Source organism: Alkalinema pantanalense CENA528, from assembly GCF_050753345.1.
Taxonomy (GTDB): Bacteria; Cyanobacteriota; Cyanobacteriia; order Leptolyngbyales; family Leptolyngbyaceae; genus Alkalinema; species Alkalinema pantanalense.
Genome location: NZ_JBLZFX010000142.1, coordinates 1 through 11,244, shown reverse-complemented (window position 1 = coordinate 11,244; position 11,244 = coordinate 1). Strand labels below are relative to the sequence as shown.

Here is an 11,244-nt window from a genome sequence, read left to right as displayed (position 1 = left end):
CAAGCCGCGATCGCGTACTTTGAGCAAGGCATCCAACTTTTGCCTCAAGATAGCTGGCAGACCCACTATGACCTCAGCTTGGCACTTCACGAAGAAATCACTGAGGCAAATTATCTTACATCTAACTTTGTAGAATTGGAACGCTGGTCTACTTTGGTTTGTCAGCAAGCACAATCTTTGTTAGACACGATTAAAGTCCAGCAATATCGGATTCTTGGAGTGAGTGTACAGGGTCGGCTCTTGGAGTCGTTACAAATTGGCTTGGAATTGCTACGAGCCCTAGGACTAGAATTTCCAGCCCAGCCCACTCAAGCCGATATTGGACAAGCCCTCGGCGGAACGAGAGCGCTATGGGCGGAGAGAGAAATTCACAATTTTCTAGAATTACCTTCGCTGACCGATCCTTATTTACTTGCACAAATGCAATTAATGAGTGGATTATCTGCTAGTGCTTATACTGTAGCCCCACTTTTAATGCCATTACTGATTTGTAAGCAGCTTGAAATTTCACTTCAGTTTGGCAATTGTCCCGTCTCTGTTTTTACTTATAGTGACTATGGTGTGATTCTCTGTGGTGTAGTGGGTGATATTGAAAATGGCTATGCCTTTGGAGAATTAGCATTAGCTTTACGCGATCGCTTACACCTGAAGAATTCCTACAGTCGCAGTGGCTTTATCAATTACTATTTTATTAAGCATTGGAAAGATGCTTTATCTACCGTAGTTCCCGCATTGGAACACGCCTACCAAGACGGAATTGAAACGGGAGACTTAGAATCCGCCAATCTCAATGCAGGCGTCTATTGTAACTATGCTTATTCTCAAGGGCAGGTGCTTTCAGACTTGCTATCCAAAATGGAAGCCTATCGGCAAGTCACTATAAAGCACGAACATTTACATTCCCTACTGCTACAAACAACTTACCAACAGGCTGTTTTGAACTTACTGGAGCAGAATCAGAACCCAGCAATTCTCAGTGGAGAACTGTTTGATGCAGAGACAACTTTGCCAGCCTTGAAAGTGAGTAACAATTTTACTGGGTTATTCCACTGGTATATCAATCAAGCCATTCTTTATTATCTTTTTAACGAGTATCAGCCAGCTGCACGCATTATAAAAGAGGCGAAGGAATATCTCCAAGGGGGAACCGCAACATTTACTGTAGTTCTCTACGTTTGGTTTGATGCCCTCATTCAACTGCGCTGCTATCCCAATATAGCCCCTGAGGAGCAGCCCACAATTTTACAGCAAGTTCAACAACAACAGGATCAGTTACGTCATTGGGCAACCTTCGCACCCGCCAATCACCAACATCGCTGGGAATTAGTTGCGGCAGAATATTATCGAGTTTTAGGCGACCTAAGGGAAGCGATCGATTACTACGATCGCGCGATCGCCAGCGCTAAAGCGAATGGGTTCATCCAAGATGAGGCACTCGCTAATGAACTAGCCGCTAAATTCTATCTGGATTGGGGTAAAGAAAAAGTTGCCATAGGCTACCTGCAAGAAGCCTACTACCGCTATGCGCACTGGGGAGCCAAGGCTAAAGTTACTGATCTCGAAACTCGTTACCCCAAGTTACTCCATGCCATCTTACAGCCAACCAACTCATCGGCAGGTATCTTGAACACAATGATGACGATCGCCCCAGCAACCGTAACAGTACCTGCCACCCCTCATAAAAGCTCCAGTAGTACTAGTATTAACCCAGCCTTGGACTTCGCGGCCATCCTCAAAGCTTCACAAGCCCTCTCCAGCACTATTCGATTAGAGGATCTGCTACATCAACTGACCCAAATCATTCTGCAAAACTCTGGAGCCGATCGCTGTGCCTTGATCCTTCCGAGTGATACTGGAGAATGGCAAGTACGGGCGATCTCCACCCCTGAAGTCACAGAACTCTGCACACAGCCACTAGAAAGTAGTCTTGATGTGCCGGTTAAGCTGATTCAATATGTCAAAAACACCTTGGAAACGGTGGTCATTGATGACCTCAAAACGGATTTGCCGATCATCGAACATTATCTACAACAGCAACAACCCAAAAGCTTATTGTGTTTACCGCTCCTCAATCAAGGACAACTGATTGGTCTTCTACATTTACAAAATCAAGTTACCAGTGGTGCATTTACCCACAATCGAATTCTGGTACTCAATTTCCTCTGCACCCAAGCTGCGATTTCTCTAAAAAATGCGCGACTTTATCAACAAGCTCAAGACTATGCCCAGCAATTGCAACAGTCGCACCTGCAAGTTGTTCAAAGTGAGAAAATGGCTTCGCTCGGTAACTTGGTCGCAGGCGTAGCCCACGAAATTAATAATCCCATCGGCTTCCTCAGTGGCAGTATTCACAATACCAGAGATTATGTTCAAGATTTACTCGATTATTTAGCCCTCTATCAGCACCACCATCCTAATGCAGCAATGCCTGTCCAAGAGAAGGCTGAAGAGCTTGACTTGGAATTTTTGATTGAGGATTTACTGAAGTTACTCAACTCCATGGAAGGTGCCGCCGATCGTATCACCAATATCAGCACCAGCCTGCGTACCTTCTCGCGGGCTGATCGGGAACACAAGGTCAAAGCTAATCTTCATGAGGGAATAGATAGTACCATTCTGATTCTGAAATATCGCTTGAAAGCCAATGAGCATCGACCGGCGATCGAAGTGATTCAGAACTATGGTGAAATTCCTGAAATTCATTGCTTTCCGGGGCAACTCAATCAGGTATTCATGAACATTCTCGCCAATGCGATCGACATGTTTGATGAAATGGCGCAGCAAACAACCTACAGTGAATTAACATTCAATCCTCAACAGATTACGATTCAAACAGCCTTGCCAGGAGACAATACTGTCGAAATTCGGATTCGGGACAATGGGAAAGGCATGGGTGAGGACGTAAAAACTAAAATCTTTGACCACCTATTCACAACCAAAGCTGTAGGCAAAGGAACTGGATTAGGGTTAGCGATCGCTCGGCAAATCGTGGAGGAAAAGCACGGGGGAACGGTTTCAGTGGACTCCACACTGGGGCAAGGTACAGTTTTCACAATTTTATTACCCAGGGATGGATAAATCACTTCATTCAGTGGGTTGATTAAGCACAGCGTATCTGATCTCACTGAGATCTCCCATCTCTTTCGATTACAAATACTCTTTCGATTACAAATACTGGTGTTCCTGTGATGAATTTCCCTGTTGTACTCTCTCAATTCTTTTCCATCCAGCTTTCACCCCAGAGAACCTTACTCTCCCAGGAAACAGATACGGTTAAACGGAATTTTTGGGTACGATTCTCGATCGGGTTAACCGCCCTTACCGTTGGCGTAACGGCTTATTTCAGCTATCAATTTGTGCGGAGTCTCCTGCTCGAGAATCTACAGCGAAATGCCTTTTTGGAAGTACAGCAGCAAGCAACCCAACTAGATCGATGGTTGGGAACCCGGAAAGCTGAAGTTGGGATGATGGCCAATACTCAAATCGTGAGATCGCTCGATTGGTCGATCGTCCAACCATACATGCAGAAGGAAACGAAGCGTATTCAAGATTTCATTGCCTTTGCGATGGTGTATCCGAACGGCAATGTATTTCACAGTCGTAGAGGCCCCAATAGCGCCAACATCAAAGATCGTCGGCATTTTCAAGTTGCTCTATTTGGCAACAGCCATATCAGCGATCCCATGATTAGCAGAGTACTCAAGGTTCCCCAATTCATAATTGCTACACCCATTTGGTCCAATGATGCAACAAACCATGCTCCGATCGGGGTTTTTCAGGGGATTGTTCTTCTGGATCGGTTGACGCAGGTTGTGAATAAGTTGAAGCATGGTGAGGGGAGTTATGCCTTTGCCCTGAACTCTCGGGGAGAACCGATCGTTCATCCTGACCAAACATTGTTGTCCAATCTTGATAAACCTGCTCCCAGTTTTCTACAGCCGGCAGATGATGATTTAGCTAAAATTGCCCACCGCATGGTTCACAAAGGCAGAGGCATTGAACTCGTTCCGATGGATGGAACACAAAAATATGTCGCTTTTATTCCCCTACAGGAAGCCGATTGGTCTGTTGCCTTGGTCATTCCCCGCCAAAATATTGACAACCAATTGCGGCTACTAGATTTGATCGCGATCGTGGTGGTTGGGTTGGTTGTGGGAATGATATTTACACTCTGGCAGGTTCAAAACTTTGAACACACTCAATTGAGAAAATCTAAAGCAGCTTCTGATGCTGCCAAGCAACAATTGCAACAGAATTTCCAAGAACTTCAACTGACCCAAGCTCAACTGGTACAAAGTGAAAAAATGTCTAGTTTGGGACGGTTAGTTGCAGGGATTGCCCATGAAATTAATAATCCAGTCAATTTTATTCATGGCAATATCACCTATGCTTCGGAGTACCTCCAAGATCTCATGCATTTGATTGAACTGTACCAAGCAGAATATCCACAGCCGAGTCCTAAAATTTCTAAGCAAGTTGACGCGCTCGATCTGGAATTTATTCGCAAAGATTTGTCAAATTTGCTGGCTTCAATGAAAACGGGTTCGGAGCGGATTAGTGAAATTGTTCGATCGCTCCGATCCTTTTCTCGCTTGGATGAAGCGGAATTCAAACCCGTCAATATTCATGAGGGGATTGATAGTACGTTAATGATCTTACAGAGTCGTCTTCAAGCTCAGTCGATTTTGATGGGGAATGCTGAGTATTCGCGGGCCGAAATCCAGATCATTAAGGAATATGGGAATTTGCCCCAGGTTGCATGTTTCTCGGGCGAGCTGAATCAGGTTTTTATGAATATCCTATCGAATGCGATCGACGCCCTGGAGGAAAACAATCCACCTCAACCCTTTATTCGTATTTGTACCGTGCAATTGTCCGATAATCAGGTTGAAATTTACATTACTGACAATGGCCCGGGCATTCCGAATCATATTCAACAATTGTTGTTTGATCCATTTTTTACGACCAAGGAGATCGGCAAAGGGACTGGATTAGGACTGGCTATTTCCCGTCAAATCATCGTAGAGCAACATGGTGGGCAACTAGAAGTCAAGTCTACGGTCAACGAAGGAACAACCTTCTGCATCCGTCTACCTATTACTGTGAATGCGATGAAGTCATAAATTAAATAGAATCATATAATTTTATCACCTTGTTGATGACCTGTCTGTCATAATTACTTTGAGGGAATTACTTTATAGAATTTCCTCAAAGTAGTCATTGTCAATTTTTTTGACTACAAATCTTTCTTTCTCATCAACACCAACGTCATTTTCAATCATTAAATCTGCCAACATTGTTCCATTAATCAATATGATCTTTTTTTCGATTCTTGTTACATAATCTTTGGCTTCTTTAGAAAATTCTGAAGTCGTAATCATCACCCCTTTTCTGGAACGAAAGCCCTCTAAACTTCCGGCAAATGCTTGAACAACCGGACGACCTACAGTGTTTTCCCAGCGTTTGGCTTGGATATAAATGCTATCTAGGCCGAGGGGATCCTCATTAATGATGCCATCAATTCCACCATCTCCAGTTCTCCCGATCGCACGTCCAGCTTCCTTTCGAGAACCCCCGTAACCCATTGCGACTAGTAGATCTACAACAACCCGTTCAAAAAAAGCAGGTGACCCCCCCTTCAGCCGTTGTAAAATTTCTTCTTTCAGTTCTGACTTTAATGCTTGATAACTTTCCTGCAAAATTTCTTCAGGTGTTTGGGCATTATCAGCCTCCAGGCTTTTTTCAAAATCCTCTTGCGTTTTAGGTGTACGCTGCTTAAACTGTTGAAACTCGGGAAATTGTAGGAGGAATTTATTGTCAATTTTTGTGGGCTTGTTCTGCAAAACTTCCTGTCCACGCTGTGTAATTATAAATTTTCCCCGAGCAGGCTTATCACATAGTTTTGCTTTATTCAAATAAGTCAACGCCCAACCAATCCGGTTCTCATAGGTTGCTTGCTGTCCGCTAGGAAGAAGCTGTTTTCTGTCTTGATCAGTTAACGAAAACACCAATGCCATTGCATCGTAAACCTCTCGGCTAGAGCGCTCCAATCCATCACTCAAAAACGATAGGGCAGGCAATAGGAAGCTTTGATAATCTGGAACGGCCATGATGATTAGAGAAGTGATAACTAGCAATACTTTCTATTAAGCCATAATTTTCTCAAATCGAAAATTCCGCATCCCCTCGCATTGCTATATTTGTCAATTGCTTATTGCATCTTTAACAAACACATTACTCGATCGATCAAAAAGGACTCGATCAAAAAAAGGAGGCCATACAGCCTCCTTAAATGAATCAATTAAGCATTACTTGAACAACAAAACTATTTCTTGCCAGCCAGCTTCTTCTTCTCCAACTTGCGTAGACGAATCGACTCTGGCGTGATCTCCAACAGTTCATCTGGCCCAATGTATTCCAGCGCCCGCTCCAGGCTCATCTCTTCCGGAGCCTTCAACTGCACCAATTCATCTCCACCCGCCGCCCGGTGGTTCGTCAGTGCCTTCGCCTTACACACATTCAGATCCAAATCCTGAGGACGGTTGTGCTCCCCAATAATCATGCCCTTGTACACCTTCGTACCCGGCTTGATGAAGAACACCCCACGGTCTTCCGCGTTTTGCAACGCATAGAAGGTCGCCGTTCCCTCTTCAAAGGAAATAATGACCCCGTTATAGCGAGCCTGAATTTCGCCCACCATGGCGCGGTACTCAAAGAAGCTGTGGTTCATGATGCCTTCCCCACGGGTTAGCCGGATGAACTCACCCCGGAAACCGATCAAACCTCGCGCCGGAACCACAAATTCCAACTGCGTCCGACCGTTACCGCCCGCTTCCATATTTTGCATTTCTGCCTTGCGGGTACCTAGCTTCTCAATGCAAGAACCAACAGCATCATCGGGCACATCCAGCACCAACGTTTCAAACGGTTCGCAGGGTTGGCCGTTCATTTCGCGAAAGATCACCTGTGGCTGCGAGACTTGGAACTCGTAGCCTTCCCGGCGCATCGTCTCGATCAGAATGCCCAGGTGCAATTCACCCCGGCCTGCAACGGAGAAGCGATCGGGGGAATCCGTTTCCTCCACCCGCAGCGCCACGTTGGTTTCCAATTCCCGCATCAAGCGATCGCGCACTTGGCGAGAGGTGACAAACTTCCCTTCCTTCCCAGCAAAGGGCGAATCGTTGACCATAAAGGTCATTTGCAAGGTTGGCTCATCCACTTTAATTAGCGGCAACGCTTGAGGATCATCCGGATCCGTAATCGTTTCGCCAATATTGGCATCGGCAAATCCCGCAACCGCCACCAAGTTGCCCGCAGCGGACTCTTCAATTTCCACACGCTTCAAGCCGTCGAAGCCCAACAGCTTAGAAATCTTAGCCTTGACGACCTTACCATCATCCTTAACCAAAGCTGCCTGTTGACCAGCTTTGATCGTCCCGTTGTGCACGCGCCCAATGACGATCCGACCTAAGTAATCGGAGTAGTCCAAAGTCGTGACTTGCAGTTGTAACGGCTTGGTGGGGTCACCCACAGGCGGCGGAACATGGCGCAGAATCGCATTGAACAGCGGCTCCATGCTATCGGACTCATCTTCCGGTTTTTCCTTAGCAAAGCCGCCTAAGCCGGATCCGAAGAGATAGGGAAAATCACACTGATCGTCATCGGCACCTAGCTCAATGAACAGATCCAACACCTTATCCACGGCAATGTTGGGATCCTGGCGAGCCCGATCGATCTTGTTCACGAACACGATCGGACGTAACCCCTGTTCCAACGCTTTTTTCAGCACAAAGCGCGTCTGGGGCATGGGGCCTTCATTGGCGTCTACGATGAGCAGGCAGCCATCCACCATACCCAGTACCCGCTCCACTTCACCCCCGAAGTCCGCGTGGCCCGGAGTGTCCACAATATTAATGAGCGTTTCTTTGTAACGGACCGCCGTATTTTTAGACAGGATCGTAATGCCTCGCTCCCGTTCCAGATCGTTGGAGTCCATCACGCAGTCCGGAATATCCTCGTTCTCTCGGAAGGTTCCCGCTTGTTTCAGCAACGCATCCACGAGGGTCGTTTTACCATGGTCAACGTGGGCAATAATCGCAACGTTCCGAATCGGAAGAGACATGATTGTTCACTTAAGGTAAAAGGGTAAGACTTGCTTCTTCGGTAGGAAAATAAAATGCTTCCGTAACGAAGCGTTAACAATTCTAGCTTAGCGTTTACCGGTTTAGGCAAATTTGGCAAATTGAGGTAAGTCTTTCTTGACACAGGTGTTTCCGATCGAGAATTTCCTGCTTTCGGGGATTTCGCACCGCGATCGCCCTTCCTTTGTTCCATCCGCTAGGGCTGGCTAATTTGCTGAATTCGCTGTACCCTTCTCAGAAAAATGCTGAGTTTTTCCGTAGCTTTCAGGAAAATACCAAGACATCTTGGAAAGAGTGAAGTATTATCAGTCATTTTCGGGGAATTCTTGGGCAAAGTCATGGATGAGGCACTGCGATCGACCAGTCTTAAAAGGCTTGCACTCTTAAGTGTCCCTTCAAACGTCTTCTCGCTCACCCCTCCCCCGTTGCCCCCCTCAGCCCTATTGATGCCAGTTCTCTCTATGCAGTTCAACGTAGAGCTTGGCAAACCGTCACCCGCTGACCGATCGCTCAGGTGATCGCAGTGTATTCCTTCTTCTTGGTCCCGTTTTGCACTCTGTGCGCCTTGCATGCCCCCTAATTTATGATGCGCTTCTCCTGTCCTCCTTGGCTTAACCGCGCCTTTTGGCAGTCTCCATCCGGTCAAACGTCCTTAACCCGCAAAACCTTGCTAAAGATCGGGGTAGCCATCGTGGGCATCTCATCCACCGCGATCGGAACTGTCTATTGGCATTCTTTCAAAACCTTAGAAGACAATATCAATCAACAGCTTTATCAGCGCATTGTGGATGAAGGGCGGCAAAACAGCGAAATCTTCCGCATGGCTCAGGATAACCAGCAAATTCTCAAACAACACCTTCTGCAAGCCCTGAAAGTCGATCCAACCCTAAATCCTAAAGCCGAATTTAATCAATTGATGTATGCCTGGAAGGATGGCACTTGGCGCAATTTTCCCCAGGGAAAGTCATTAGCCTTCTTTAATAAAGAACGATCCGCCACCGTTTTTCTAGGCAGAAACGTCCCAATGACTCCGGACTTACAACACAAGGTGGTGGTCTTTCATCGGTTAGCCAGCCTCTATGGTCGTGCCTTCACCAGCCGCTTTACCAATACTTGGATCAATGGCCCTGAGAACCTTTCGGTGGATTATCGCCCCAGTAGCCCCTGGGGCTTGGAAGCGGAGTCGGATTTAGATATTCTCCAGGAAGAATACGGTTACGGAGCCGATCGCACCCATAATCCGGCTCGCCACCCCTTCTGGACGAAGGTCTATTACGATGCGGTGCCGAAGCAATGGATGGTGTCTCTGGTGACCCCGGTGGATGACGATCGGGGGAACCATGTGGCCTCGATCGGCAATGACATTGTTCTGAATGATTTGCTGGCACAAACGCAGAAGAACCTCATACCGGGCACCTATAACCTCATCTTTCGAACCGATGGCACTTTAATTGTTCATCCCCAGTACACTGCTAAAATTCTTGAACAAAAAGGACAACTGACGATTCAGGACACCCACGATCGTCACCTTCAGCGCATTTTGGCCCAGGCCAAACAACTGAATCTGGAGGCAGCGGTCTTTGAAGATTTCGAGGGAGAAGCCTTTTGGGCCATCACCAAACTTCAAGGCCCCGATTGGTATTTCGTAACCGTTTATCCCATGCCTCTGTTGATTCAAGCGGCATTTCAGGAAAGCTTGCTGTACTTGGCCATCGGCTCGTTAACCCTCGCAGTAGAGTTGCTCATTCTCTACCGCATCCTGCGCCACCAAGTCCATCAACCTCTCAACCAACTCTTGCAAGCAACGGAGAAGGTGGCGCGGGGGGACTTCGAAGTCCAGCTAGATTGCGATCGCACGGATGAGTTAGGCCGCTTGGCCCGATCGTTCACGAGCATGGCAGCGCAACTGCAAGCCTCCTTCCAACAACTGGAAATTCAGAATGAGCAACTAGAAGTGCAAGTTCAGATGCGGACAATGGAACTGTCGAATGCCCTGCAAGAGTTGCAATCTACGCAGTCGCAACTGATTCAAAGCGAAAAAATGTCCAGTCTGGGACAAATGGTAGCAGGCATTGCCCACGAGATTAATAATCCGGTGAGCTTCATCTATGGCAACCTCAGCCATGCTGCAACATACATCAAAAACTTGTTAGACCATTTAGCACTTTACCAGCAGCAATATCCTGGCCCCGATCGAGTTATCTCCGATCACGCTGACGAGATGGACCTGGAATTTGTCCAAACGGATCTTCCCAAACTCCTCCATTCCATGCAAATCGGCACCGATCGGATCCGAGAAATTGTTGTGAATTTGCGTAACTTTTCTCGCTTGGATGAGGCTGAGCGCAAATTGGCCAATATCCACGATGGTATTGAGAGTACGCTGCTGATTTTGAATCATCGCCTGAAGCCGACGGGACGCTTCCCAGGGGTCACTGTGCATAAAACCTATGGCGATCTCCCAGACATTGAATGCTATCCCGGTCAGTTGAACCAAGTGCTGATGAATTTGTTTAGTAATGCGATCGATGCCCTGACGGAACATCCCGTAGAACAACCGACAATTTGGGTTGAGACGGAGTATTGTCCACTGCACGCACCCAATGCCGTCGTGATCCGGATTCGAGACAACGGCCCTGGGATTCCCCCAGAGATCCGGACTCGTATCTTCGATCCGTTCTTTACGACCAAACCCGTAGGAAAAGGAACAGGGCTGGGGCTGGCCATTAGCTATCAAGTTATTGTCGATCGGCACCATGGTACTCTGTCCTGCCGATCGGAGCTGGGACAGGGAACGGAATTTTGCATTGAACTGCCGATCGAGGCCAGAATCGATGCTAGTAGTAATGCGATTCGTCCCCTAGCCAGTCGTACCTCCGCAGAACACCCAGAACTGTTGCAATCCGAATCCCCTTCTCCCTTCATCGCAGCAGAATCTTCTCCAGCCGTTGCTAAGCAATCTAGGCTTTAACTTCTAGGGGTAGTTCCTTCGGAATTTAGGGAACAGCGTATAAATAAAATCCCAATTGGATAGGGGGTAGGAGAGTAAAAGGGTAGGAGGGTGGGGGGATGAAGAGGGGATATTATTTCTTGGCAAATCCCT

Annotated in this window: 5 protein-coding genes; 3 read left to right on the top strand and 2 right to left on the bottom strand. The window is 47.0% G+C overall.

Going from position 1 to position 11,244, the window contains the following annotated elements; all coding sequences use genetic code 11:
- Positions 1–3,078, top strand: a 3,078-nt coding sequence (locus ACN4EG_RS25890; protein ID WP_431633173.1) for a GAF domain-containing sensor histidine kinase, incomplete at its 5' end; no start/stop codon positions are given.
- A gap of 110 nt (positions 3,079–3,188) precedes the next feature.
- On the top strand, positions 3,189–5,123 hold the full coding sequence (locus ACN4EG_RS25885) for a sensor histidine kinase (RefSeq protein WP_431633172.1): 1,935 nt from the start codon (positions 3,189–3,191) through the stop codon (positions 5,121–5,123).
- 72 nt (positions 5,124–5,195) lie between these two features.
- Here the strand turns inward: ACN4EG_RS25885 and ACN4EG_RS25880 are convergent, their stop codons facing one another.
- Together ACN4EG_RS25880 and typA are read right to left on the bottom strand one after the other, a co-directional pair.
- The gene (locus ACN4EG_RS25880) at positions 5,196–6,110 is read right to left on the bottom strand and encodes a restriction endonuclease (protein WP_431633171.1); all 915 of its coding nucleotides are present in this window, start codon (positions 6,108–6,110) and stop codon (positions 5,196–5,198) included.
- A gap of 215 nt (positions 6,111–6,325) precedes the next feature.
- Positions 6,326–8,122, bottom strand: coding sequence for a translational GTPase TypA (typA, locus tag ACN4EG_RS25875; protein ID WP_431633170.1), 1,797 nt, complete (start codon positions 8,120–8,122; stop codon positions 6,326–6,328).
- Positions 8,123–8,724: 602 nt separating this feature from the next.
- On the opposite strand from typA, the gene ACN4EG_RS25870 reads away from it, so the two are divergent.
- A complete protein-coding gene (locus ACN4EG_RS25870) occupies positions 8,725–11,112 on the top strand; it encodes a sensor histidine kinase (RefSeq protein WP_431633169.1) in 2,388 nt (795 codons plus the stop codon).
- The last annotated feature ends 132 nt before the right edge of the window (positions 11,113–11,244 follow it).